This is a genomic window from Bacillus sp. FSL K6-1560 (assembly GCF_038592935.1).
In the GTDB taxonomy this organism is placed as follows: domain Bacteria; phylum Bacillota; class Bacilli; order Bacillales; family Bacillaceae; genus Bacillus; species Bacillus subtilis.
In genome coordinates, this window is the sequence record NZ_CP151946.1 from 2,050,018 (window position 1) to 2,074,225 (window position 24,208).

At 38.4% G+C, this 24,208-nt stretch carries 35 protein-coding genes and 2 pseudogenes; 30 read left to right on the forward strand and 7 right to left on the reverse strand.

What is annotated here, in order from left to right:
- Positions 1 to 82: 82 nt before the first annotated feature.
- The 7 genes and pseudogenes from NYE22_RS11400 to NYE22_RS11430 form a co-directional block, all read left to right on the forward strand.
- Positions 83 to 667 (forward strand): annotated as a pseudogene (locus tag NYE22_RS11400) (ribonucleotide-diphosphate reductase subunit beta); the annotation flags it as partial.
- A 107-nt stretch (positions 668 to 774) separates the two neighbouring features.
- Positions 775 to 1,296, forward strand: coding sequence for an HNH endonuclease signature motif containing protein (locus NYE22_RS11405; protein ID WP_041052703.1), 522 nt, complete (start codon positions 775 to 777; stop codon positions 1,294 to 1,296).
- Between the two features lie 176 nt (positions 1,297 to 1,472).
- Positions 1,473 to 1,880, forward strand: a pseudogene (locus NYE22_RS11410) (ribonucleotide-diphosphate reductase subunit beta); the annotation flags it as partial.
- Positions 1,877 to 2,119 (forward strand): thioredoxin domain-containing protein, encoded by a 243-nt coding sequence (locus tag NYE22_RS11415; RefSeq protein WP_342412671.1) that lies wholly within the window; start codon positions 1,877 to 1,879, stop codon positions 2,117 to 2,119. The pseudogene NYE22_RS11410 and the gene NYE22_RS11415, both read left to right, overlap by 4 nt.
- A 42-nt stretch (positions 2,120 to 2,161) precedes the next feature.
- Positions 2,162 to 2,524: a hypothetical protein gene (locus tag NYE22_RS11420; protein ID WP_151262254.1), complete on the forward strand. Its 363-nt coding sequence runs from the start codon at positions 2,162 to 2,164 to the stop codon at positions 2,522 to 2,524.
- Positions 2,525 to 2,595: 71 nt separating this feature from the next.
- Positions 2,596 to 3,024, forward strand: a complete 429-nt coding sequence (locus tag NYE22_RS11425) for a dUTP diphosphatase (protein WP_041352003.1) — start codon at positions 2,596 to 2,598, stop codon at positions 3,022 to 3,024.
- 74 nt (positions 3,025 to 3,098) lie between these two features.
- Entirely contained in the window at positions 3,099 to 3,548 is a 450-nt protein-coding gene (locus tag NYE22_RS11430; RefSeq protein WP_041352001.1) for a GyrI-like domain-containing protein, read from the forward strand.
- Between the two features lie 38 nt (positions 3,549 to 3,586).
- Here the strand turns inward: NYE22_RS11430 and NYE22_RS11435 are convergent, their stop codons facing one another.
- The gene (locus NYE22_RS11435; RefSeq protein WP_181219391.1) at positions 3,587 to 3,832 is read right to left on the reverse strand and encodes a hypothetical protein; all 246 of its coding nucleotides are present in this window, start codon (positions 3,830 to 3,832) and stop codon (positions 3,587 to 3,589) included.
- A 138-nt stretch (positions 3,833 to 3,970) separates the two neighbouring features.
- On the opposite strand from NYE22_RS11435, the gene NYE22_RS11440 reads away from it, so the two are divergent.
- The 3 genes from NYE22_RS11440 (at position 3,971) to NYE22_RS11450 (ending at position 4,917) form a co-directional block, all read left to right on the forward strand.
- Complete coding sequence (locus NYE22_RS11440; RefSeq protein ID WP_342412677.1) at positions 3,971 to 4,138, forward strand: hypothetical protein; 168 nt, start codon at positions 3,971 to 3,973, stop codon at positions 4,136 to 4,138.
- A complete protein-coding gene (locus NYE22_RS11445) occupies positions 4,139 to 4,429 on the forward strand; it encodes a hypothetical protein (RefSeq protein WP_342412678.1) in 291 nt (96 codons plus the stop codon).
- Between the two features lie 146 nt (positions 4,430 to 4,575).
- On the forward strand, positions 4,576 to 4,917 hold the full coding sequence (locus NYE22_RS11450; protein ID WP_080010577.1) for a hypothetical protein: 342 nt from the start codon (positions 4,576 to 4,578) through the stop codon (positions 4,915 to 4,917).
- A gap of 8 nt (positions 4,918 to 4,925) precedes the next feature.
- Here NYE22_RS11450 and NYE22_RS11455 read toward each other — a convergent pair whose 3' ends face one another.
- Complete coding sequence (locus tag NYE22_RS11455) at positions 4,926 to 5,531, reverse strand: DUF1643 domain-containing protein (protein WP_003231129.1); 606 nt, start codon at positions 5,529 to 5,531, stop codon at positions 4,926 to 4,928.
- 75 nt (positions 5,532 to 5,606) lie between these two features.
- Between NYE22_RS11455 and NYE22_RS11460 the strand changes: the two genes are divergently transcribed.
- The 5 genes from NYE22_RS11460 to NYE22_RS11480 all read left to right on the forward strand — a co-directional run bounded on the left by NYE22_RS11460 (position 5,607) and on the right by NYE22_RS11480 (position 8,428).
- Complete coding sequence (locus tag NYE22_RS11460) at positions 5,607 to 6,446, forward strand: thymidylate synthase (RefSeq protein ID WP_342412681.1); 840 nt, start codon at positions 5,607 to 5,609, stop codon at positions 6,444 to 6,446.
- A 486-nt stretch (positions 6,447 to 6,932) separates the two neighbouring features.
- A complete protein-coding gene (locus NYE22_RS11465) occupies positions 6,933 to 7,286 on the forward strand; it encodes a hypothetical protein (protein WP_342412682.1) in 354 nt (117 codons plus the stop codon).
- Between the two features lie 203 nt (positions 7,287 to 7,489).
- Positions 7,490 to 7,693 carry a hypothetical protein gene (locus NYE22_RS11470; RefSeq protein WP_306644809.1) on the forward strand — a complete coding sequence of 68 codons (204 nt, stop codon included), beginning with the start codon at positions 7,490 to 7,492 and terminating at the stop codon, positions 7,691 to 7,693.
- Positions 7,690 to 7,998, forward strand: a complete 309-nt coding sequence (locus NYE22_RS11475) for a hypothetical protein (protein ID WP_306644808.1) — start codon at positions 7,690 to 7,692, stop codon at positions 7,996 to 7,998. Before NYE22_RS11470 ends, NYE22_RS11475 begins: the two co-directional genes overlap by 4 nt.
- Before the next feature lie 223 nt (positions 7,999 to 8,221).
- The gene (locus tag NYE22_RS11480; protein WP_342412685.1) at positions 8,222 to 8,428 is read left to right on the forward strand and encodes a hypothetical protein; all 207 of its coding nucleotides are present in this window, start codon (positions 8,222 to 8,224) and stop codon (positions 8,426 to 8,428) included.
- 107 nt (positions 8,429 to 8,535) lie between these two features.
- Here NYE22_RS11480 and sspC read toward each other — a convergent pair whose 3' ends face one another.
- Complete coding sequence (sspC, locus tag NYE22_RS11485; protein ID WP_009967454.1) at positions 8,536 to 8,754, reverse strand: acid-soluble spore protein SspC; 219 nt, start codon at positions 8,752 to 8,754, stop codon at positions 8,536 to 8,538.
- Positions 8,755 to 8,875: 121 nt separating this feature from the next.
- Between sspC and NYE22_RS11490 the strand changes: the two genes are divergently transcribed.
- Together NYE22_RS11490 and NYE22_RS11495 are read left to right on the forward strand one after the other, a co-directional pair.
- The gene (locus NYE22_RS11490; protein ID WP_342412687.1) at positions 8,876 to 9,703 is read left to right on the forward strand and encodes a metallophosphoesterase; all 828 of its coding nucleotides are present in this window, start codon (positions 8,876 to 8,878) and stop codon (positions 9,701 to 9,703) included.
- Between the two features lie 153 nt (positions 9,704 to 9,856).
- Positions 9,857 to 10,399 (forward strand): hypothetical protein, encoded by a 543-nt coding sequence (locus NYE22_RS11495; RefSeq protein WP_342412690.1) that lies wholly within the window; start codon positions 9,857 to 9,859, stop codon positions 10,397 to 10,399.
- A gap of 103 nt (positions 10,400 to 10,502) precedes the next feature.
- Here NYE22_RS11495 and NYE22_RS11500 read toward each other — a convergent pair whose 3' ends face one another.
- On the reverse strand, positions 10,503 to 11,579 hold the full coding sequence (locus tag NYE22_RS11500) for a hypothetical protein (protein WP_342412691.1): 1,077 nt from the start codon (positions 11,577 to 11,579) through the stop codon (positions 10,503 to 10,505).
- Between the two features lie 657 nt (positions 11,580 to 12,236).
- Between NYE22_RS11500 and NYE22_RS11505 the strand changes: the two genes are divergently transcribed.
- Both NYE22_RS11505 and sprB read left to right on the forward strand, forming a co-directional pair.
- Positions 12,237 to 12,824, forward strand: a complete 588-nt coding sequence (locus tag NYE22_RS11505) for a hypothetical protein (protein ID WP_120028185.1) — start codon at positions 12,237 to 12,239, stop codon at positions 12,822 to 12,824.
- Between the two features lie 2 nt (positions 12,825 to 12,826).
- Entirely contained in the window at positions 12,827 to 13,003 is a 177-nt protein-coding gene (gene sprB / locus NYE22_RS11510) for a recombination directionality factor SprB (RefSeq protein WP_004399451.1), read from the forward strand.
- 34 nt (positions 13,004 to 13,037) lie between these two features.
- Here the strand turns inward: sprB and NYE22_RS11515 are convergent, their stop codons facing one another.
- Positions 13,038 to 13,463: an SDR family NAD(P)-dependent oxidoreductase gene (locus tag NYE22_RS11515; RefSeq protein ID WP_120028184.1), complete on the reverse strand. Its 426-nt coding sequence runs from the start codon at positions 13,461 to 13,463 to the stop codon at positions 13,038 to 13,040.
- 370 nt (positions 13,464 to 13,833) lie between these two features.
- On the opposite strand from NYE22_RS11515, the gene NYE22_RS11520 reads away from it, so the two are divergent.
- Complete coding sequence (locus tag NYE22_RS11520) at positions 13,834 to 14,982, forward strand: phytase (RefSeq protein ID WP_041849939.1); 1,149 nt, start codon at positions 13,834 to 13,836, stop codon at positions 14,980 to 14,982.
- Positions 14,983 to 15,052: 70 nt separating this feature from the next.
- On the opposite strand, the gene cgeB is transcribed toward NYE22_RS11520, so the two are convergent.
- Together cgeB and cgeA are read right to left on the reverse strand one after the other, a co-directional pair.
- The gene (gene cgeB, locus NYE22_RS11525) at positions 15,053 to 16,006 is read right to left on the reverse strand and encodes a spore maturation protein CgeB (protein ID WP_342412697.1); all 954 of its coding nucleotides are present in this window, start codon (positions 16,004 to 16,006) and stop codon (positions 15,053 to 15,055) included.
- Positions 16,007 to 16,012: 6 nt separating this feature from the next.
- Positions 16,013 to 16,414, reverse strand: a complete 402-nt coding sequence (gene cgeA, locus NYE22_RS11530; RefSeq protein ID WP_032726000.1) for a spore crust protein CgeA — start codon at positions 16,412 to 16,414, stop codon at positions 16,013 to 16,015.
- A gap of 204 nt (positions 16,415 to 16,618) precedes the next feature.
- On the opposite strand from cgeA, the gene cgeC reads away from it, so the two are divergent.
- From cgeC to ablB, 10 genes are all read left to right on the forward strand, one after another.
- Positions 16,619 to 16,924 (forward strand): spore maturation protein CgeC, encoded by a 306-nt coding sequence (cgeC, locus tag NYE22_RS11535; protein ID WP_101502371.1) that lies wholly within the window; start codon positions 16,619 to 16,621, stop codon positions 16,922 to 16,924.
- 64 nt (positions 16,925 to 16,988) lie between these two features.
- Positions 16,989 to 18,269 (forward strand): spore maturation glycosyltransferase CgeD, encoded by a 1,281-nt coding sequence (gene cgeD, locus NYE22_RS11540; RefSeq protein ID WP_342412699.1) that lies wholly within the window; start codon positions 16,989 to 16,991, stop codon positions 18,267 to 18,269.
- Positions 18,270 to 18,297: 28 nt separating this feature from the next.
- Entirely contained in the window at positions 18,298 to 19,077 is a 780-nt protein-coding gene (cgeE, locus tag NYE22_RS11545; protein WP_342412700.1) for a spore maturation N-acetyltransferase CgeE, read from the forward strand.
- A 79-nt stretch (positions 19,078 to 19,156) separates the two neighbouring features.
- Positions 19,157 to 19,270 carry a YhzE/YjcZ family sporulation protein YoyG gene (gene yoyG / locus NYE22_RS11550; RefSeq protein ID WP_003218179.1) on the forward strand — a complete coding sequence of 38 codons (114 nt, stop codon included), beginning with the start codon at positions 19,157 to 19,159 and terminating at the stop codon, positions 19,268 to 19,270.
- On the forward strand, positions 19,264 to 19,419 hold the full coding sequence (locus tag NYE22_RS11555) for a hypothetical protein (RefSeq protein WP_003230835.1): 156 nt from the start codon (positions 19,264 to 19,266) through the stop codon (positions 19,417 to 19,419). The genes yoyG and NYE22_RS11555 overlap by 7 nt, the downstream gene beginning before the upstream one ends.
- Positions 19,400 to 20,734 carry an aspartate aminotransferase family protein gene (locus tag NYE22_RS11560; RefSeq protein WP_161986067.1) on the forward strand — a complete coding sequence of 445 codons (1,335 nt, stop codon included), beginning with the start codon at positions 19,400 to 19,402 and terminating at the stop codon, positions 20,732 to 20,734. The genes NYE22_RS11555 and NYE22_RS11560 overlap by 20 nt, the downstream gene beginning before the upstream one ends.
- 6 nt (positions 20,735 to 20,740) lie before the next feature.
- Complete coding sequence (locus NYE22_RS11565) at positions 20,741 to 21,430, forward strand: CoA transferase subunit A (RefSeq protein WP_032725995.1); 690 nt, start codon at positions 20,741 to 20,743, stop codon at positions 21,428 to 21,430.
- Positions 21,415 to 22,068 (forward strand): 3-oxoacid CoA-transferase subunit B, encoded by a 654-nt coding sequence (locus NYE22_RS11570; protein ID WP_004399417.1) that lies wholly within the window; start codon positions 21,415 to 21,417, stop codon positions 22,066 to 22,068. The genes NYE22_RS11565 and NYE22_RS11570 overlap by 16 nt, the downstream gene beginning before the upstream one ends.
- A gap of 8 nt (positions 22,069 to 22,076) precedes the next feature.
- The gene (locus NYE22_RS11575) at positions 22,077 to 23,387 is read left to right on the forward strand and encodes a peptidase (RefSeq protein WP_010886532.1); all 1,311 of its coding nucleotides are present in this window, start codon (positions 22,077 to 22,079) and stop codon (positions 23,385 to 23,387) included.
- Entirely contained in the window at positions 23,365 to 24,192 is an 828-nt protein-coding gene (ablB, locus tag NYE22_RS11580; protein WP_342412701.1) for a putative beta-lysine N-acetyltransferase, read from the forward strand. Before NYE22_RS11575 ends, ablB begins: the two co-directional genes overlap by 23 nt.
- Positions 24,193 to 24,208: the final 16 nt, after the last annotated feature.

Genomic DNA, 24,208 nt, shown 5'->3' on the forward strand with positions numbered 1-24,208 from the left:
TTTGTTACCCCGTATATAAGGGCTTCAAAGAGGGTGGTTTTACAGTGTCAAATCTAAAATTTTTTAAGATAGGAGAATATTTTTGACAAAAATTTATGACGCAGCAAACTGGTCAAAGCATGAAGACGATTTTACCCAAATGTTCTATAACCAAAACGTGAAACAGTTCTGGCTTCCGGAAGAGATTGCTTTAAACGGCGATCTCCTCACATGGAAGTACCTCGGAAAAAATGAGCAGGACACTTATATGAAGGTACTGGCCGGACTTACGCTTCTTGATACAGAGCAGGGGAATACGGGGATGCCGATCGTGGCTGAACACGTAGACGGCCACCAGCGGAAAGCGGTGCTGAACTTTATGGCGATGATGGAGAACGCTGTCCATGCGAAGTCGTACAGCAACATCTTTCTAACTTTGGCTCCAACCGAGAAGATCAATGAAGTCTTCGAATGGGTGAAAAACAATAGGTTTCTTCAAAAGAAGGCTAGAACAATTGTTTCAATTTATAAAGCAGTTGAGAAGAGCGATGAAATTTCCTTATTCAGAGCAATGGTTGCATCTGTGTTTCTGGAGAGTTTTCTTTTTTACTCAGGATTTTATTACCCACTTTATTTTTATGGACAAGGAAAGTTAATGCAAAGTGGAGAGATCATTAACCTGATTATTTAATAGTCCCTTTTGTCGGCAACGGCAAATGTGAACCTCTCTAATTGCTGGAAAATCCTTATTAGGACAATCAGCAGCGAAGCTATGCGAACCCAAAGGAGGTGAAAATGATAAGGAAAGAAGTCGAAGAAGCACCTTGGTGGATAACGGAAACGGGAGTTATCATATCAAAAAAATTAAAGAAACCAAGAAAGACATTTATTACTCCACATGGCTATGAAATGATAGGATACACGCATCCGAAAAAAGGAACACAGAACTATTTAGTACATAGGTTAGTCGCAAAATATTTTATTCATGATATACCAAAAGGAATGTTTGTAAACCACATAGATGGAAATAAACTAAACAACCACGTTCGGAACTTAGAAATAGTTACACCTAAAGAAAATACTCTACATGCAATGAAAATTGGATTAATGTCAGGACAACCTGGAGAAAGTAATTCAATGTCAAAGCTCACTAATATGGAGGCAACAAATTTAATCTATGATTTGATTGCTGGAATGAACAATGTTGAAGCTGGTGAAAAATACAGCCTTCATCCTCGTTACGTTAGTCTAATTCGACATAAAAGAAGATGGAAGACTTTATGGGATCGCATAGAACGTTCAACGACTATCGCATAGGCGGCGAAATTCCGCAAAACGAGTAGGGCGCAAGCTATTGGCGTGGGTGAGAACCCCTTAAATCGAAACGGGAGGCATCCTACAGGGATGATGATATAGTCTGCTCCTTACGGTAACGTAAGGCGGTTGCGACAGAGCAACGAACCGAAAGTAGCGAACTCGGTTGAACTAAGGGTATTAGAGACGAAGCGATTCACGGCGTGTATGTCGGATTGTTAGCTCAAGAAATTTATAAGAAGCAAACGCAAGAGAAGCAAAAAGAACTGTACGCATGGGCTTTAAACTTACTGCAGGAGCTTTACGAAAATGAATTAGAGTATACAGAAGATGTCTATGATCAAGTTGGCTTAGCTCCAGATGTTAAGAAATTCATCAGATACAATGCTAATAAAGCTTTAAACAATCTGGGATTCGATCATCTGTTTGAGGAAGAAGATGTTAACCCAATTGTTATTAATGGATTGAGCACTAAGACCAAATCCCATGACTTCTTTTCAACTAAAGGGAATGGATACAAAAAAGCAACAGTGGAGCCATTAAAGGATTCAGATTTTATTTTTAACGAGAGAGGATGTATTCGATGAGAGTAATTAAATTAGAGCAGCCTAATTGCAATCCATGTAAAATGGTGTCCAATTACTTAGAACAAGCAAATATTCAATTTGAGACAGTTGACGTTACACAGGAACCAGAAGTGGCAGCTAGATTTGGTGTTATGGGAGTACCGGTAACCATTTTGTTGAGTAATCAAGGAGAGGAAGTAAACCGAAGTATTGGTTTTAAGCCTGATGAACTTGATGAGTTACTAAAGGAATTACGATAAAAGGGTAATTTTAAACAAACTTAAATTTAAAGGAGCAAATAAATGTATTTCATTGAAAATCAGGAAGGGTTAATCGGAAAAGAAGTTGCTTATGTTTGGGCAAATCAATTTTGTGAGCAAACAACGATTATAACTAAAGATGGAGGCGTGTTTATGGTTTGTCAACAATCTGACTGGGATGATGGCTATGAGACCAGAATATTATACCCGCATGAAGCTAAGAAGATATTACATCCCTTGAAAAAAGACTTGCATGTCAAAGGAGTGATTGATGAAACAGAGTGGGAAGAGTACGAGAATGAGCTAAAAAAGAAACAAGATGCTGAAAGAGAAAAGTATCTCAAAGAGAAAGAAGAACGCGATCGTAAGCTATATGAAGAGTTGAGGGCAAAGTTCGAACAATAATGAACAGTTTGCTTAACTGAAGAATGCAATACAAGAACTTACATACCAAAAACAAAAGGGGCTATTAAATAATGCAAATTAAAATCAAATACTTAGATGAAACACAAACAAGAATCAGCAAAATTGAGAAGGGAGACTGGATCGATCTTCGTGCAGCTGAAGATGTAGCGATCAAAAAAGATGAATTTAAACTTATCCCATTAGGTGTGGCCATGGAGTTGCCTGAAGGTTACGAAACACATGTCGTTCCTCGTTCCAGTACATATAAAAACTTTGGCGTTATTCAAACAAATTCAATGGGTGTTATCGATGAGTCATATAAGGGAGACAACGATTTCTGGTTCTTTCCTGCTTATGCATTACGTGATACTGAGATTAAAAAGGGAGATCGGATTTGTCAATTTAGAATTATGAAGAAGATGCCGGTAGTTGACTTGATCGAGGTAGACCATCTAGGCAACGATGATCGAGGTGGGCATGGATCAACTGGAACGAAGTAATTAGATTTTGTTAAAAATTTTCTTGAAAAACATTTTTAATCATATTACCTTTTTCTAGGAAGGGGGATTAAAGTATGAAAATAACTATTGAAGAATTACCTGAATCAAGGATTGCATATTTCCGAAATGTTGGAGAGTATGGTGGCAAGCAAAACAAAGAACTAATGGAATCTTTTAAAAAGTGGGCACAGGTGAATGGTGTATTTCATAACTCTGTAATTTTAGGGATTCCACAAGATAATCCAAGTATTACTCCTAAAGAGGAATGCCGTTATGATGTATGCGTTGTAATAAATAAAGATTTTAATGTGCCGCAACCAGCTCAAGTTAGTAAGTTACCTGGAGGGAAATACGCTGTTTTCTTGCTTGACCATACAAAAGAGGCAGTAAGTGAATTTTGGGGCATTATTTTCTCTGAAATAGAAAAAAATAGTCTAACTATAAGAGAAGAACCAATTATAGAGAGATATACTTCACAAATGATTGATAATCACTTATGTGAAATATTAGTTCCTATACAATAAAGAAGGTGGGAAATTTCCCACCTCCTAATATGTATAAGTTAAATGCTCTGAATTAATTCCCTTATATGATCAAAATTGATAATTGTGTTACATAGTGCAATGACGAAGTATAGAGTGCCTTTATACCGATCTTTTTTTACAAAACAGTTAATTCCAAATCCAATCAAGAATGCGATTAAGATTAACTGAGCGCACACAAATAATTGTGAGTTAGAACTGAAGAAAGAATAAAATAATAATAACAATATAATTAATAAACTAATGGTTTTGAATATTTTACGCAAAATAACACTCCTTTAAATTTACCATAAAAGATTTTTGTTGGGAATATTTCTGAATAAAAGAATACTTTTATCTAATATTTAAGGAGGAAAGAGATTATTAACAGCAAAGAAAGAGATTTACAAGCAAAATATGACGACATGCTTTATAGGCACGGTCTTTGCTTTGGGTTTCTTCAGTTACAAGGACTTGAAGATGAATTTATTGAACATATGAGACAAGTTACTGAGTACGAGAAAGACCTGAGAAACAAGAAGGCAGCAGCTAACTTCATGAAGATGCATGACCAAAACTGGGTGGGTGATTAATTGTTTAAGGATAAAAATAAAATAATAAAGAGTATTGAAAAGATCAACAAACTTGAAGAAGGGTTGTCGCTATTTGAAGAAGGTGACGAAGAATATTTAAGTGTATTAGTGAAAATTCAGGGGCTATATGATGAAATCTCAGATATTGCTTTAGAGTGTTTTAAAGAGATGACTACAAAAATTAGGAAAACTGGTCAGAAACGGATTATAAAAGGGATTGATCAGTTGCCACATACAATTAAAGAAAACATTGCTGATCAAGTGAATGATTTTAAAGGGGGAGCTATTTGAATAAAAGCAAATATTAACGGTATAGAGTTTGTGGGTGAGTAATAGCCAACCCAACACAAATATAAAATTAGGAGATGTTTACTATAACATATGTAACTTTATTTCTATCAGCTTATCTAATTGTATTAAACATTAATGAGGTCAGGTTGATTATGCGAGGGGAAAGCAATACGTATATAAAAGTAAAGAGTGTACTTGATAATTCAACTCCAGAAGATGCGAAACGAAATAAGAATTTAATTTACCTGTTTACTTTGCTTAAGGGGAGTTCTTTAATCATCCCCTTGGCATATAACGGTTTAATTATGCATGAAAATATCCTTATACTCTGTTGGACAGCATTTTCAGTTATATACACAGTCCTAAGCATGTTTAAGGTTTTAGACGTGTTGGAGGGCGAAACAGTGAGCCATAGTAGGTATATTTATTTGGCTTATGTCTTTGGGAACCTTATCTTTGCTTTGAGTATTATTTTTCATATAATTTGAAATTGTGTTTAGCTGCACTCATTATACGGCTCAAGCCCTTTTAGCATAGGTCTTGAAGGATGTCTTGGAGAGTTTTTCACAGTTAGAAGCTTGTCAAAATGAGTTTTTATTACATAAACCTGATTCTGATTCGCTTCTTTAAGCAACAACATAAAGTCATTACATTGTTTTTTATGGAATTGCCTATCAAATAAATCAGGGCAATCTCCCCAAGCCAAGACGACTTTTTTTGAGTCTCTTACAAGGGAGCTCAATACCTGCCGATTAGTTGCCATTACTGTATCAAATAAATTTGTATTTTCGTGTTGTAAGTTTTTAATTAGAGAAGATAACATTGTAGAATTGGTTTCATAAAAGGGATACAGATTGGCAATATGTATTGTACCTACTTCGTTAAGGGTGTGGCTGAATTTACAAAGCTTGTTTATGGTTAGGTCAGAAATATCCCTGCCTGCCATACTTGGATTTAACATTATATAAACAAAAGAGGAGTCTAAAGAGTTGTTTAACTTTATCGATAAACAGTACCTAGCTTCGATGGAATCTGTTAATCTTTCAGTTTTACACTCAATAACTTCGCTAACAAACTCCGGCTTATACTTATAAACAGGCATAACTGACCATCCCTTTCCAATTTATAACTAAGAATATCTTACCAAAGTGTGTAAATGAAAGGAAGTTAATTTTAAATGACTCAATTCGATAAACAATACAACTCAATCATAAATGACATTATAAATAATGGAATCTCAGACGAAGAATTTAATGTAAGAACCAAATGGGACTCTGATGGAACACCGGCTCATACACTAAGCGTGATTAGTAAGCAAATGAGGTTTGACAACTCAGAGGTTCCTATTTTAACGACAAAAAAGGTTGCCTGGAAAACAGCCATTAAAGAGTTGCTCTGGATTTGGCAGCTAAAATCTAACGATGTTACTGAATTAAACAAGATGGGCGTACATATTTGGGATCAGTGGATACAAGAAGACGGCACCATCGGAAATGCTTATGGATTTCAGTTGAGCAAGAAAAACAGAAATCTAGATGGAGAAAAAGTGGATCAGGTTGATTATCTTCTGCATCAATTGAAGAACAACCCATCTTCACGGAGACACATTACAATGCTTTGGAATCCTGATGAATTAGACTCAATGGCCTTAACACCATGTGTATACGAGACCCAATGGTACGTTAAACAAGGGAAACTCCATCTGGAGGTAAGAGCACGGAGCAATGATATGGCGTTGGGAAATCCATTCAATGTATTTCAGTATAATGTGTTGCAGCGCATGATTGCTCAAGTCACAGGTTATGAGCTTGGTGAATATATCTTTAACATTGGGGATTGCCATGTGTACACACGTCATATAGACAATTTGAAAATTCAAATCGAAAGAGAACAGTTTGAAGCACCTGAATTATGGATCAATCCCGAAGTTAAAGATTTTTATGACTTTACAATTGATGATTTCAAGTTAATCAACTATAAGCATGGCGACAAGCTTTTATTTGAGGTAGCGGTTTAACCAATTTGTATTCATAAATAAAGGTTGTTGAAATAAACTCTCTCAACAACCTTTATGTATTTTAGTTAAGTATACAATTACATTTGTTGTTTTGGGTTGAAAAGTCTGCTGCTTGAGCATTTTCAGTAGAGACAGATAATGATACTGAAGATACCAACAAAAAGGAGAACAAGAATAAAAATGATTTTTTCATAAATAAAGCCTCCTATATATAGTGTAAGGTAAGGATAGAATAAAATCACAGAAAAGTCAAAATAATTTATATTTTAAACGGGTTATTAAAACATCTTCGTATGAACAGAGGGATTTGTCAGGGCTAAGTAAATGGATTTAAGAATGAAAATAAAATAACTATAGACAAATACAAATAATATGTATAAAATAATAATAGAAGATGAAGAAATGACAGTTTTTTTATCCAATATACAAAAACAAAAAATATACATTTTTTAAAAATGATATTTTATTCTTTAAGGAGGTGATTCATTGGAGGTAGGAGACAAAATACATAGCACAAACGAACAGATAAGAGCCTTGGAGGAAAAGAAATATCAAATTGAAACAACTTTACTTGAAAAGCAGAGGGATATTTTAAGACTTGAAACTCAGCAAAACAAAGAGAAGCTTGAATTCTTATTCGAACTAAGCGAAGTCTTAACCCAATTGGATGATGAAGAATGGGTTAGCTGCACAATTGCTTTACGAATTATTAGAAGAAATAAAAGAAAGTATTTAGACCTTTTTGAGCCGGTTAACGAAAAAGCATACATAAATAAGAATAAATTTAAAGGTCTTCATGATGAGTTCTTTGAGCTGAAACAAGAATTGAATGAGATTTGAAAAGGGACGCTAATAATTAGCGTCCACCAAGAGTAGGTATGACTTTCCAGAAGAATGTTAGTACAGCAAGGAATGCGAATACTGTAGCAGCATTTTTTATGATACGAGTCATAGATCAAACCTCCTTTATGTAATTCAGGTATATTGTACCACATAAATACGAATATGTGTTCGTTTTTTAGTAATTTTCTTGGGGTGGGCAAATGAGCGAGGAAGTTAAGGAACTACGTTGTACTGTTGCTGATTTAATTGGCGAGAATGAGCAGCTGAAAGAAGATCGGAAGAAGTTAGCTGGGTTGTTTGTGCAATCACTTGCTTTAAACATAACGCTAATGGATGAAACTTTGCCAGAGTGGCGTTACTTTGCAAACGAGGAAATCGAAAAATTAAAGGAGTTATGTAAATGAATATTCCTTTAAGCATTGTAGAAGCGGGAAAAACCGACGAGTATGTGAAATTGCAAAAAAGGCGAGATTATTTTAAAGAAAAGCATGACGAAGCCTTAGAAGTGGCGAAGAAGGTATCGAGAAAGCTCTACGCTACTACTTCACAAAATGGCTATCAGAGTGTAATTACGCCTAATGGATTAGTTATCGAAATAGCGAACGCGGCGAAAAAATGTATGTCGGCAAATAGAAGAGTAGAGCACGTCGAAGCAATCCTTTCCGTAGTTGAAAAAGATATTAAATGCTTAGAAGAAAATTGTGTGTAAGATGTGTATTATGCCTTGTATTGTAATAGGAGGTGAAATATATATATGTACATGCGAAAAGAGTAGTGGCAAATGTCCTTATTGTGATGGAGCGCTGGATATATTCTAAATGAAATCTGTATTTTATGGAGAGGAGTAACGAGCTATATAGAAAATCAATGGCAGGTATAGGGTTAAAATACCTTGTCCAAAGGGAATTCCAGGGTGTGCGGTTTGTCATTATGTGTGGATAAACCAAGAAGTATATGATCAGATTCACGATTGCTATTATGATTATTATGACAAAAAACCAGACCCGACATCTGTAATTCATATACATAAACACCTGCCGAGAGATATTCATTTATTAGCAGAAGAATGGGGATGGAATGACACAGAGGTCGGAGAAAAAATTTATAAATGGCTGAAAGAAGATTATTGCAGGCTTTAGATTGATAATCGAGGTATTTTTATGAGAGTTTCTGGATGAATACAGTACCATTAGTACAGGTTTAGAGAAGAAGTATAAAAAGAGAGGGGAATAATCCTCCTCATAAATTAATGAAATTGACCGCCCATGTTTTGTTGTGCTAAGCGAACTAAACGTTTAGTGATTTCTCCACCAACTGAACCGTTTGCGCGTGAAGTAGTTTCAGCACCTAATTGAACACCAAACTCCGAAGCTATTTCAAGTTTCATTTGTTCAATAGCTGAAGCTGCTTGAGGAATTAGTAAATCGTTATTGTTGTTTGATCTTGATCTACTTTGTTGAGCCATCTTATTCATCTCCTAAAGTGTAATGAAAACAAGCTTGTTTGAATCATATTATGGAGAGATTGTTTTAATTTATACACGCCAAAGAAATAAATTTTTTCATTAAGAAAGGTGGGAGGACAAAATGAAAATTGACTATGTATCAGATCTCCATATAAATCATTGGATACCTTGGAATGTAAATCAAATTAAGTGGGAGAAGCGAACAAGAGAAATTGTAAATAGATTAATCTCAAACGGTAATGGGGAGGTATTAGTCATTGCCGGTGATTTTACCGAATGGAATCAACAAACTTTATGGGTTTTAGATGAGGTAGCAAAGCAATACGAGAAGGTTTACTTTACATATGGTAATCATGATCTTTATTTACTTAGTAAGAGCCAAAAAAGAAAATACTCAGACTCGTTAGGCAGGTTGAATGATCTAATTAAAAAAGCTGCTGACATGAAAAATGTAACGCCATTAATTAAGACAACTGAAACATACAAAGGTAAAGTCTTTGCAGGAGATGTAATGTGGTACCTTCCAAGAGGACTTGAAGGATGGGATTTCTTTAAAGGAGTTTCTAATGACTCAAATTACATTTGTATTAATGGTTACAACAAAGTAGATGGAGTAAGAGCGATGTGGAAAGAATCAATGGATTGGTATGAAAAATTAAAAACCATCCAAGTTGATGTATTTGTGTCTCATGTTCCACCTGTTCACAATCCTTATTCCCCGTTTGAACCTAACACATGCTATATGGTTGATGTACCGTTTATTAACGCTAAACATTGGATTTGTGGCCATGATCATTTACAAGCTGAGTTTGACAAAGATGGAACGAGCTTTCACATGAATTGTATCGGATACCCATATGACTATGATAATTATCCGAGTGTTAATGTAATACCAGGTGAAGAAGTAGATTCATATAAAACATTTGAACTTAAAACATTCGAGATTTAATTTAATTAAAATTCTAATTTTATTTAGAGCACTTTAAAAAAAGAGGATGTGGTGAATTAAGGACAATTGCATTCTCAATAAAGATTAACATTGATCATTTAATAATGTTAAAACATAATAAAAGAATTAATACAAAAAATGGAGGTAAATAATATGAATGGTAAAGTACAGGCCAAAGAAAAAATAGTGGAATTTTTGAAATCTGAAGAGCGTATGGCAATTGTGACAGGTACTCATATGCTTGAAAAGCATAAGCTTGTTCTAAATACTCTGGATGAGAGTTTGGAAGGTGCTAATATTCTTTTTAGATCAAGTGGAATGGATAATGTCTCATATTTTTTGCGGAGTACAAAGGCACTTAAAACTGGAACTCCATATAGAACATTAAACAACACTGTGTTTGTAGATACAGTTAACAAAAGAACTTGGGGTAAACATGATCCGCTAATTCATGTGGCTGTTGTGTACCCATTAAAATCAATTGAGAATGAAAGACTTCGGGAAGATTTAATTAGAAATTTGATAGAGACATATAACGTTAGAAAACTTATTTTTGTGAGCAGTCAAGATACTTTGGATTTATCTTGGACAAATCCAATAAAAACAAAAATTGTCTATGACTCATTAGAAGATGACCCAGAATATCATCAAAGAGTTTTAGACAATATGGAGAAATTCGGCTTTCCAAGAAAGTAGGAAATAAGGGGAGGGAAATAGTAAAAAATACAAAAGAATAGATGGGTATAATAAAACATGCCCTATCTATTCTTTTTAGCTGTTTGATTTATACAAGGCACATTTAATTAATTTTCAAAAGACTTTTAATACGACGTTTTATTTTCTCAAAATCATTCATACTTTCATATGACTGAATGTCAATGCTCATTGAAATTGAGTTCCTAATAGTATGGATATAACTATTAAAAATAGTGTGGATTTGTCTATCAGGATATTGGGGGTCTTTATAAATTTTCTTCTCTATATAATCATAGAAATTAGTTCCCTTATTGTTATAGTGAAGCATATCTCGTAGAGTTTTGATCTCAGCTCGATGTGTGTTTTCATATTCATTAATTAAATTATCCAATGTATTTAAATTGAAGGTTCTCCAATGATGCGATAATCTATTGCGTAAATCTAATATATTTCGCATTGTTTCATATAGCTTTATGGATGTTAAACGTAACAATATGTATTTATCAAGGTTGAACTTTTTTGAATTGTGATTCAAGTGATTTTTCATCCAAACACATGTAGTAAGTTCAGTTTGGGCAAGAAGAAGACGAGTTAAAAATATATTGTATGTGATGTCTTCTTTAAAAAAACGTTTATCCCAAATATCTTTAAGGATATATTCTTCTTCAGTTGAAAGCATTAAGGGATTTGAGGGTAAGTTGGTCGGTTGATTAATAATACTGATAATTTCATTTGTCAACGAGCCAACAACAGATAGGTATTTTAAGGTAGATTCTTTATCAAGTCGATTTTCCAAGGGTGTACCAGCAAATATGAAGGTTGTAAAAAACGTGCTAGAAGCCAAAACATCATTATCTAGGAAAAAACCTAGATTGTCTATATCGTTGCCAAAAAAGCTTTTATGTCGATTTAAGATATTATTGAAAATCTCTCTATTTTTATTACCTTGATTAGTCTTAACTTTATGACGAATCTCTTTAATCATTCCCATATTCGGTAAATCGGTATTAATTATCCCGTCTTCTTTTAAGACCTTGTTAGTTTCGTAGAGAAATAAACATATATCACGAAAAAGAGAAAATGTTGAGACTGCTTTAAAATTAGGGGATGTTTGTCCTTCTAATAATAATTTTGTGACACCTTGTAAATCGTGATTTATAGTTGTTAAATAGTTAACCATAATTCGCCTCCACAATTGATTAAGTGCTTTCCTTATGTTTTTTTATTATTGTACATCAATATCTTTTTGGATATAAGCCTTAACAAAATGGGGGAATTAGTTAATTGATTAGTGTTTTACAAAAGGTGAACTATCTATTGTAACATTATGGATTTTGTGTTTGATTTGTTCACCATATAGAGATTTTTATTTAACTAACTGAGAGTGGAACTGAGTTTATTAAAAGCTTTTGCCATCATGGCTCTATTTCAGAAGGAGTTTGGGAGGAGTGTTTCAAAAAAAATTTAAGATAAAATCGGTCTTTTATTTAGAATAAAAATAAAATTAGTGGATGTTTTAAGGGATTTATGAATTGAAAAGTCCAACTAATAAGCCAAAGAGACTTAACACTATTGAAATGCAAAGAAAAGCCCAAATCAAAGCTGTTAAGGGGTTGTTAAGTCCAATCCTTTCTTTCCATCCTATTTTATTGGATTCAGCAGTTTTATTCTTTGCTAATTGAATGTATAAAACAATATTAAGACAAAGTGAAATAACGAGCGCTGGAATTAAATATAGGTTCATTTTGACCACCTTTCCAACATTCAACGGAATAATACAAGATCAATTTTAACATATCCAGATTTTGCCTACAACATAGATTAGGAGAGTGATTGATTGGGAGCAAACAATCAAGGAAAAGTTTTTGAAGCGAACATTGAAAAATCAGCAGCAGATCAGAAGCTGTTCTTCTACCGGATTAAAGATGTTAATCCAATGTTTTTGAAAAAGGGAGCTACAGTATCAAAAAACAAATATGACTGTTTCCTTCACTTTAAAGGATACTTATTTCCTTTTGAGCTTAAATCAACAAAGGACAAGTCTATTTCCTTTAGCGAGAAGATCATAAAGTCGCAGCAGATTAAATGTTTAAAGGAAGCAACACAATACCCAAACATCATTCCAGGATTTCTGTTTCAATTTAGAGAGCCGGAAAACAAAGTTTATTTCGTACATATTAATGATTTCCTTACATATAAGAACATAGCTGAAAAACAGTTGAAACATACATATAAGAATAAAGTAAACAAAGCCAGTATCCCGATTGCGATTTGTGAAGAAATCGGTACTGAAGTGCGCTCGATGAAAAAGAAAGTGAATTATACATATTATTTAAACAAGCTTTGCGGGGAACTAATTAAGAAAGAACAGTCAAGAGACAAACCATTACATACATATAATACTCCTGTGAAAACGGGGGTGTAGCCTTGGAACCTTACCAACGTTATGAGGAATTAAAGAAAAAAACAATAAAGGTAGTCCAGAAAGAAAATTACAGTATTCGATATATAACTCAGGATGAAGCAAGTAATGACTTAGATGAGTTTTATAAACAATTTGCTCAACATTTATTAGAAGCTGCTCTGGAAAGGAAGGCAGAGTAAGCTTCTTTTTTTCGTTAGATATGTAGTAAGTATCTTAATATACAGCTTTATCTGTACTGATATTAATGACATGCTGCACTCGGTGTGAAAGGGCAGCTTCCACCACATTTTGTCCGCCGATGAGATTGGTCTGAATCGCTTCAAATGGATGGTCCTCACATGTCGGAACCTGTTTCAGCGCAGCCGCGTGAAAGACGATATCGACGCCTTTCATCACCTGATTCACCCTTCTGTGATCGCGTACATCTCCGAGTACAAATAATAGCCGCTTATCCTCCGCATACTTTTGGCTCATGACATACTGTTTACTGTCGTCTTTGCTGAATACAATCACCTGTTTAGGTGTAAGCAGCAAAAGGCGTTTGACAATTTGACTCCCGATTGAACCCGTTCCGCCAGTGACTAAAACTGTTTTGTTATGGAAAAATGGTTTTAGTTCTGCTGTTTGCTGTTTAGGCATGGCTTATCCTCCAACTCTCGTTTCTCTACCATGCATCATATGTTCAACTTTGTAATCGAATTAATGAAAGCAACCAATAAAACAAAATTTAGGGGAATGATCATGTCACAAAGTGTTCTTTTTTAATGGAAAATGGAAAAACGGACGTAACTAGGGAATAACAAAACTAAAAAAACAATGTACTAAATATTCAACATATTTTTATTTCGCTCCGCAAAAGCAAAGCTGGCAAAGTCATCTCACGTACCTCTTTGGGGAATAAGTTGTTTATGAGTCAGAAACCCTATAAAAAAAGGTTCATTTTCCTCACGGTAATCACATGTATATATTTTACAATAATAGTGATAGTGATAAAAGAGGAGGATACCAAATGAAGGTTTCAAAAACAATGCTGCTAAGCACTGCCGCGGGTTTATTGCTTAGCCTGACAGCAACCTCGGTGTCGGCTCATTATGTGAATGAGGAACATCATTTCAAAGTGACTGCACACACGGAGACAGATCCGGTCGCATCTGGCGATGACGCAGCAGATGACCCGGCCATTTGGGTTCATGAAAAACACCCGGAAAAAAGCAAGTTGATTACAACAAATAAGAAGTCAGGGCTCGTTGTGTATGATTTAGACGGAAAACAGCTTCATTCTTATGAGTTTGGCAAGCTCAATAATGTCGATCTGCGCTATGATTTTCCATTGAACGGCGAAAAAATTGATATTGCTGCTGCATCCAACCGGTCCGAAGGAAAAAATACAATTGAAGTATATGCAATAGACGGGGATAAAGGAAAATTGAAAAGCATTACAGATCCGAAACATCCTATTTCCACCAATATTTCTGAGGTTTATGGATTCGGCCTGTATCACAGCCAGAAAACAGGAGCATTTTACGCATTAGTGACAGGCAAACAAGGGGAATTTGAGCAGTATGAAATTGTTGATGGTGGAAAGGGTTATGTAACAGGGAAAAAGGTGCGTGAATTTAAGTTGAATTCTCAGACCGAAGGCCTTGTTGCGGATGATGAGTATGGGAACCTATACATAGCAGAGGAAGATGAGGCCATCTGGAAATTTAACGCTGAGCCCGGCGGAGGGTCAAAGGGACAGGTTGTTGACCGTGCGACAGGAGATCATTTGACAGCTGATATTGAAGGACTGACAATCTATTATGCACCAAATGGCAAAGGATATCTCATGGCTTCAAGTCAAGGAAATAACAGCTATGCAATGTATGAACGGCAGGGGAAAAATCGCTATGTAGCCAACTTTGAGATTACAGATGGCGAGAAAATAGACGGTACTAGTGACACGGATGGTATTGATGTTCTCGGTTTCGGACTTGGCCCAAAATATCCGTACGGGATTTTTGTGGCGCAGGATGGCGAAAATATCGATAACGGACAAACCGTCAATCAAAATTTCAAAATTGTATCGTGGGAACAAATTGCACAGCATCTCGGCGGAATGCCTGATCTTCATAAACAGGTAAATCCGAGGAAGCTGAAAGACCGTTCTGACGGCTAGAATAGAAAGCAGCTTGTGCAGCTGCTTTTTTCTATGAATAAAAAAATCGTTCATAGCAATGAACGATTTTTCAAGAAAGCGCCAGATGAATCGCTTTTAGTTTTGCAGGAAGCTCATCAAACGTAAATGCGGGTACGGTCTCTTTATAATTGGCTGCTGCAGCTTTTTGCCGTTCTTCAGGATGGTTGATATAGAAAGCGGCTTTTTCCTTAAAGTCGTTCATGCCGTGATAAGAAATAAAGGATGAAAAAGGATGCGCCGCGGGTAAATCTGTTAATTGAAATGCTTCGCATGCAGCAATATCAAACGTTCGGTTATTAAAACTGGCATTTTTGATGCGCATAGTATTTTGGTTGAAAGCAAAATGATAGGGACGATGCGCATTAATTACGATGTCTGCCCCATTATAATAATGAACGGCCTGTTCGGGTGGAACCCATGTGCTGACGACATCAATATGCGGCTGTTTGAGCACTTTTTTAGGCAGATATTTTCTCCATTCCTTGCCGATTACCCGAACCGTGAATTGCAGATGGACCGCTTCTTTCATAAGCTGAACCCGATTAGGGTAAGGGTAGCCGATGATTAACAGATTTGAATGATAGGAATGTTCGGTGCCCATTTTTTTAAACAGCCGATGATTAACTGGTATCGGAACATAATAGACGTGCTGGTAGCCGAGCCCTTGATAATAGAGAACGGCATTTTGTTCAATCGTTAATATGGCGTCAGCGAGCTTGATTACCTGTAGGCTGATATCCATATAAAATGGGTCTTCGGTCAGCCAAACATATACGGGGATACCCTTACCCTTTAACCAGGTCAGCCAGTCGTGAGGAACGCGGTCTCCAACCATCAAGAGTGCGAAGTCCGGCTGAAACGTTTCGATCTTCACCAAAGTTTCTGCTTCAAGTGTATCTGCAGACATATACTCTGTATGAGTGTTCCGAAAACATTCTTCAGCCCAGCGATCAAAATAACAATATATTCCTCCGTATCCCGACTGGATATACAACACTTTCATCGGATGTTATGAAAAGAACGTAACGCTTTCTACTTTGTCTACATCAATTAATGTTGTAGCTTGGCCTGCTGGAGTGACGGAGCTTTCCTGTGTTACAAATACGATCCCGTGAACCTGATCGAAAGCAACGAAGACAACCGGCCCGATCATGTCTCCCGAATCGGTTACAATGCTGATTGTCGTGCCTGGCGTAACTCTGGCAAAAATCCATCTTGCCGGAAGGGAAGGGTCTAAAAGAGATTCTGCCGTAACCATCTCACTTTCATCTACTCTTTGATCGATGGCAGCTTCAAGCAAGTCTTTAAGGTTACTATCCATGTTTTCTCCTCCTTCTGTTGCAGTTGGAAATAAAGGGCTTAAAACGGCTTTAATTAAATCCTTTTTTAACTGTGCATTTTCAGAGCTCATTACACACACCTCCTATTCGATAGTGAACTCACGTTAATCATATTCTTCCGGCTGTTATTTGGTATGAGTCGAACGCCGTACCTGATCTAATTTTCATTTATTTAAGGAAAATGCTGATTTTTTAATGGAGTGGACATAGCCTATACCATAAATCGGAGTCGCACATATTGTGAAACAGAGATAAGGATAAGGGAGAGGGATGATTTGGATTTAGAGAAACAAGTGGATCGAGAAGAAAACCAAGATGAACTGCATTTTATTTTACTTTTGCTGATTCTGCTGATACGTCAATCGTCTTCTGAAGGAAATCCATCTGACCTCAGACGCCAGCTTGTTTTTGCAAAAGAGCTGGGCGTACCGGTTTCAAAAGTCAATTTGATCAACGGAGATACACTTCAAAATGTCATCGTAAAAGAAGTTCTGACTGATTTGGTTATTTTCCAAAACCCGTTAAATAACATGAGATCTCATGTTTCACTCTCAAGTGTTGTAAGCTGGGGTGCTTTTTAAAAGATGACAGAGGCTCTGCTTGCTGCGGAGCCGTTTTTATGTTTGACGGCGGGAGGCGGTATAGATGGGAGAGAAAGTGTCTATTATTTTAACAAGTTACAACAAACCCCATTATTTGCAAAAAGCGATCGAAAGCGTGATACAGCAAACGCATGATCTTTGGGAGCTTTTTATCATGGATGATCATTCGAATGCAGAAACAAATGCGGTAATTCACAAGTATCTTCATGACCGGCGCATTCAATATCATAACAGTTTCGTGTATCCTGCAGATCGATTAAAAACAGCCCGTTATGCCACATTAATTAACAGTGCGCTCCCATTTACAGACGGCGATTACATTTCCTATCTTACTGACGACACTGTTTATCATCCTGAGCGGCTGAGCCGTATGGTGCAAGAGTTTTCACATAAGCCTGAAGCGCAGGCGGTCTATTCAAAACAAAAAGTTGTACATGTAAACGAAAGGGGAGAGGAAATCTCACATTTCTACAGAAATGCCAATGCAGTGCTTGATCAGGCCGCTTTTCAAGTTGATCATTGCTCCGTTATGCATCGCCGTTCGTTACTTAATCTCATCCACCATAAATTTGGAGGCTACTGGGATGATGATATGAAGCATTGGAATCATGGCGACGCAATTTTTTGGGCGAGACTCAACAACTTTACCCCATTTCTGCCGATAAATGAAGTATTAGACACAACCTATAAAACCCCAAATTCATTTCAAAATGCATATCGGTTTCTGCCCGCCGATTTGATTGACGGCTCTTTTGTAAAAGGTTCAGATCAAAATGTGTATTTTTTTGATCAGGGTGTAAGGCACCCTGTTGGAGAAAAGTGGGGTTTTTTGTATCTAAATCGGACTGTCGCTGTTCCAGACCCATATTTATTCCAATATAGGATTGGAAAAATTTTAAACATTCCGAATTATATTTTAGTAAAGGAAGCTGACCATCCTGCAATATTTTATATCGAAGCCGGAAAAAAAAGGCGAATTGTGGACCAGTATGCGTTTCAATTTTATCAATTTCAAAGAAAAGACATAGTGACAATTGGAAAAGAAGAGATGGAGACGCTTCCGGAAGGGCCGCCGATTACGTGGAAACGATCTGAATCGATCAAAAATCCGCCTGGCCGACGTCTGTTTTTCATCGAACGCGAGCCGTTTTTGTTTCTAAACGGCGTCTTTCACCCGATTAGTGAACAAGTAACAAGGAAGTTTTTTTTACATCAGAAGCCAATCTCCGCTTCTTTCCGAAATATTCAGCAATTTCCAATTGGAAAGCCGTTTTATCCGGTGTACGATGAGATTATAAAGAAATTGAATATTGCAACAGAGTAAAGGTATAGGTCATAAAAAGGAGACGTTCATGACAGGACATTATTCAAAAACGGAACATCAATATATATTGTTAACGTCTGAATCGGCATCGTTTGATCATTACAGCGTATACAGAGATCCGCAGCTTCCGCAAATTTTTTCTCATAACTTTGTTCAGCTCCATGATACGTTTCCATTGGAGCGGTTACTTAACTTTTTACCCTTCGTACCAAAGCTGCTTGATGCGAATTATCTCCATTTAAAAGCGTCGCCGCAGCATGTTTTTCCGCTCGGTTTGAAGCAGTCGCTTGTAAAAAGCGGTTTTGTCGTCGAGGATGAGCTACTATATGACATGAAGCTTAGTGACTGGAAGGGGCAGATGAGACATCCTTTAACCGCATGGGGGACGGCAAAAAGTCTTTGCGACGGATCTTCTATTATGAAAATTTACGATTCCATTTATATTGGAGAAGCAATCGCTGAACAAAAATTAAAAAGAAAATATCCTTTCTATGAAGCAGGTATAATCATTCTTGTTGTTTGTTACAGCGACCAGGCACAGAAAGTTCCCATTGGGTGCGGCGAGCTGTTTATCGATCATCAAGAGAAAACGGCTAAAATCGAAGAAGTGGCAATTTTAGATCAGTTTCAAAGGAAGGGCTACGGCAGTATCTTAGTGAAAGAAATGCTGTCCATCGCCAAATCACTAGGAATGGAAGCAGCCTACTTAGTGGCTGCAAGCACTGACGGTGCAACTCAGTTTTACGAAAAGCTGACGTTTAAAAAATATGAGCGGGTGCATACTGTATTTCATTATTTCCTTACATGAAATAGGCGTTTGCACAAACCATTTGGGACTTGGCCCGCATAAAATGCCGTATATCGTGATAAGAAAGGATGAAAACAGCATGTATGGATACTCTGGGTACGGTTACGGATTTGGCTGCGGGACAAATACATTTGTGTTAATTGTTGTCTTGTTCATTTTATTAATTATTGTTGGAGCCGCTTTTATTTGCTAGATGCTGAAATTTCAAAAGAGCCTTCCCTATTAGGAAGGCTCTTTTTATGTGAAAAAGTTTTTGCGGGGAACGTCATGCCGCCATTTGGACACTCATACAATATGGTAAAAGGGGTTTTGAGGTGGGAGCATGAGCAGTTATTTGATTAAGCCAGAGCTTAGCTCGGCCTATCCGGTTGTCAGTTATGCGAAGGGTTCATATGTTTATGATCAGACCGGAAAAAAATATCTCGACGGCTCGTCAGGTGCGGTGACATGTAATATCGGCCACGGAGTTCGTGATGTGACTGAGAAGCTGAAAGAACAGCTTGATCAGGTGTCTTTTGCTTACCGCTCACAGTTTACGAGTGAGCCCGCCGAGCAATTAGCCGCTCTCTTGGCACAGGAGCTGCCCGGAGATGTGAATTGGTCTTTTTTTGTCAACAGCGGATCAGAAGCGATAGAAACAGCTATGAAAATCGCCATTCAGTATTGGCAGGAAAAAAAGCAAACACAAAAATCCATCTTTTTGTCTCGATGGAGCAGTTACCACGGAATAACTTTGGGAGCGCTTTCATTGTCTGGTTTTTATGAAAGGAGATACCGGTTCACCCATCTCATTGAGCGGTATCCAGCTATCTCAGCTCCACATATTTATCGGCTGAATTATGAGACGGAAGAAGACTTTGTTCAGACTGCAGCTGATGAACTGGACACTATGATCAAAAGAATCGGAAGCCAATTCATCGCCGGCTTTGTGGCTGAGCCTATTATTGGTGCTGCAGGAGCAGCGATTACTCCGCCTCCGGGATATTATGAGAGATTAAGTGAGGTATGCCGCACACACGATGTGCTTTTTATTGCAGATGAAGTGATGACGGGGCTTGGGAGAACAGGAAGGATGCTCGCGACAGAGCATTGGGACACCGTACCTGATATTGCTGTACTGGGGAAGGGACTCGGTGCGGGGTATGCACCTATTGCCGCTGCCGTCGTATCTGATTCTATTATTGAAACGATAAAACAAGGGTCAGGTGTGATTATGAGCGGTCACACATATAGTGCACATCCCTATTCAGCCAAAGCTGCTCTTGAAGTTTTGCGATATGTGTTAAAGCACGGCTTGATCAAACAATCAGAAAAAAAGGGCGCTGTGCTGAAGAAAAAGCTTGATGAGGCGGCATCTCAAAGCGGCATTATAGGTGATGTGCGCGGAAAAGGACTGCTATTAGGCGTTGAATTTGTGGCAGACCAAAAAACGAAGAAAGTGTTTCCGCCAGAGCAGGCGGTAACCCAGCTTATTGTCAGCGAGGCGAAAAAACGCGGGCTGATTGTTTATCCTTCCAAAGCTGGAATAGACAGTGGAGAAGGAGATGCTGTCATTATTGCTCCTCCTTTTACCATTTCAGATGGTGAAATGGAAGAGCTTATCTCTATTTTTTCAGAAACAGTTGCAGCGGTCGAAAAAAACTTAAAAAAGGATTGACATTAAATGGCGCCATTTCAAAAAGCAATCAGCATTGACACAGCAATTGCAGATGTTCGGGATGGATCGGTTCTGATGTTTGGCGGTTTTGGGGGAGTCGGGTCGCCTCCTTCATTGATTGAAGCGATATTGGACAGCGGTGTAACGGATTTAACTGTGATTTGCAATGACGCCGGTTTCCCGGATATCGGGATCGGCCCGCTTATTGTTAATCAACGGGTCAAAACCCTGATCGCCTCGCATATCGGTTCCAATCCTGTAGCCGGAAAACAGATGACAGAGGGGACGTTAGAGGTTCAATTTTCACCTCAGGGAACGCTTGCGGAACGGATTCGCGCTGGCGGAGCGGGACTTGGCGGTATTTTAACCGATGTGGGCATTGATAATCCAATGGTTTGCGAAAAAAAGGACATCGTAACAGTGGCGGGAAAACGATACTTGATTGAAGAGGCGCTGACGGCTGATTTTGCTTTTATCAATGCTTACATTGCAGATGAATTCGGCAATCTAACGTATGACAAAACCGCGCGCAATATGAATCCGCTTATGGCAATGGCCGCCAGGAGAACCTTTGCCGAAGCTGAGCGTATCGTTCCGATGGGGGAGATTTCTGAAGAAATGATTGTCACACCGGGGGTTTTTGTTGAGGGGGTTGTACGAAGCGAGGGAGTGAAGTGGAAATGGGCTTGGGAGTAGCAGAAAGAGAACAGATTGCAAAACGCGCTGCTACTGAAATTAAGCAGGGCATGATTGTGAATCTCGGTATCGGTATCCCATCCTTGGTACCGAACTTTTTGAAGCCTGACATGCAGGTCATGTTTCAAGCGGAAAACGGTGTCCTTGGCATTGGAGAAAGTCCCGAAAAGGGAGAAGAGGATGCGCATTTATGCAACGCCGCGGGATATCCTGTCCGCGCTGTAAAAGGGGCGTCTTATTTTGATACGACCATGTCTTTTGCGATGATCAGAAAAGGCAAAATTGACATTACGATTTTAGGCGCCCTGCAGGTGAGCCAATCAGGAGATTTGGCAAATTGGCTTGTTCCGGGAAAAAAGGTGCCTGGTATGGGCGGGGCGATGGAGCTTGCCCAAAAAGCGAAAAAAGTGGTTGTCGTCATGAGTCATACAGATCAAAAGGGAAGGCCTAAATTAACAGAAAGATGTACGCTGCCATTAACTGCTGCAGGCTGTGTAGATTTGATTATTACCGAAAAAGCGGTTCTTGAGGTCGATAGCCATCACTTCATTTTAAAAGAGCTGATGAATGGCTCGACAATCGATGAGGTGACGAGGCTGACAGAAGCTGAAATCAAAATAGATATGCCTTTTTCTTAAGAGGGGGAATGAGGATGCAAGACATTGAAAGAAAAGTAATCGAGTGGCTTGATCAGCATTCGGCCAAAGCCATTCGTCTTCTCAAAAGGCTGATTGGGGAAAAAAGCACATTGGGGTCAGAGTTTAACGCCCAAGCTGTTGTGCTTGAAAAGCTGCGGCAATTTCATATGGACATTGATGTATGGGAGCCAAGCATAAAGCAATTAAAACAGCATCCCTACTTTAAATCTAACCGATCCGATTTTCATGAGAGCCCGAATATCGTGGCTAAAAAAACGGGAGCCGGCGGAGGCAGGTCCCTGATTTTGAACGGTCATATCGATGTTGTGCCTGAAGGAAGCGTAAAGGATTGGAAGTATGAACCGTATCAAGCTGTCGAAGAAAACGGTAAAATATACGGCCGCGGCTCAACGGATATGAAGGGAGGCAATACAGCCCTTCTTTTTGCTTTAGAAGCCCTGCACGCCTGCGATGTCAAACTGAAGGGAGATGTATTGTTTCAGAGTGTTGTAGATGAAGAGTGCGGCGGCGCCGGTACACTGTCCGCCATCATGAGAGGCTATCGTGCTGACGGGGCGCTGATTCCTGAACCGACGAATATGAAACTATTTATTAAGCAGCAGGGATCGATGTGGTTTCGGATCACTGTGAAGGGATTATCCGCACATGGGGGCACACGCTATGAAGGGGTAAGCGCGATTGAAAAAAGCATGCACGTTATCACAGCGATACAAGAGCTGGAGAAAGTCCGCAATGCGAGAATTTCAGATCCGCTGTATGACAATATCCCAATACCGGTACCGGTGAATATCGGCACCATCTCAGGCGGTGCCTGGCCATCTTCAGTTGCAGACCGTGTCGTCATAGAGGGGAGATGCGGAATTGCTCCCCATGAGAAACCAGAAGCTGTAAAACTTGAATTGGAAAACTGGCTGAAGGATTTAGAATACCATGACGAATGGTTTAAACGCCATCCCGTACAAGTCGAATGGTTTGGCGCTCAATGGCTGCCGAATGATTTACCTGATGATCACCCTTTAATTTCTGTGCTGCAATCAGCCTATCAAAAAATGAAACAGACAGAGCCGATTATTGAGGCTTCCCCGTGGGGAACGGATGGAGGGCTTTTGTACCATGCAGGAGATACACCAGTAATCGTTTTCGGGCCGGGGGAAACAAAAACGGCTCATCAGGCCAATGAATACATTGAGGTTGAAGCCATGATAGAATCTGCTAAAATTATTGCACTTTTTGTCATGGATTGGTGCGGGCTTCATACAGATGGGGAGGATGCGGATGCTCAAGTCAATAAAGAGTAGCGGTGTCACAGCAGTTTTGGACCATGACGGTTTTAATAAACGAATCAGAGTGGTCCGTTATGACGGAGCCATTGAGAAGGTTCTGCCGGATATCGTGGCAGCGGCAAAAGAAGAGAATGCAGAAAAAATCATCGTCTATGCGAAGCAGCATGATGAGCCAATGCTTGTCAAACAATTATTTGCGCCGGAGGGCTATCTAAAGGGCTATTATCTCGGCCATTCGGCTTGTGTCATGGTACGTTATCTGTCAGAAAGCCGAAGACAAACAGATTCTTATACAGAGGAACAGGAGATCATCGAAGCCATATATCGCACAGCGCCCCGTCTTCGCAACGACAGTACACCCGTTTTTACGATGAGAAAAGCAGAAACAAACGACATGTACCAGCTATCGATGCTGTATAAAAAAGTATTCCGCACGTACCCAACCCCGGTATTTGATCCCGCTTATATTGAAAAGACGATGAATGCAAATACGGTGTATTATATCATGCTTGATCATGACCGCCTGATCAGCGCAGCAAGCGCAGAAATCAATCCAGAGCTTGGGCATGCAGAAATAACCGATTGCGCTGTGCTGCCGGAATATCGCGGCCATTCGTTAACAAGCTTTTTAATCGAGGCGTTAGAAAAAGAAATGGCTGGAAAGGATATCTTTCATGTGTTTTCTCTCGCCCGTGCTTCGTCTTTTGGGATGAATGCTGTGTTGTACCATTCAGGTTATCAGTATGGCGGAAGGCTGATCAATAATTGCTTTATAGCCGAAGGCCTTGAAAACATGAATATTTGGTGCAAGCAACTGTAAGTCAAAATATGCGCGA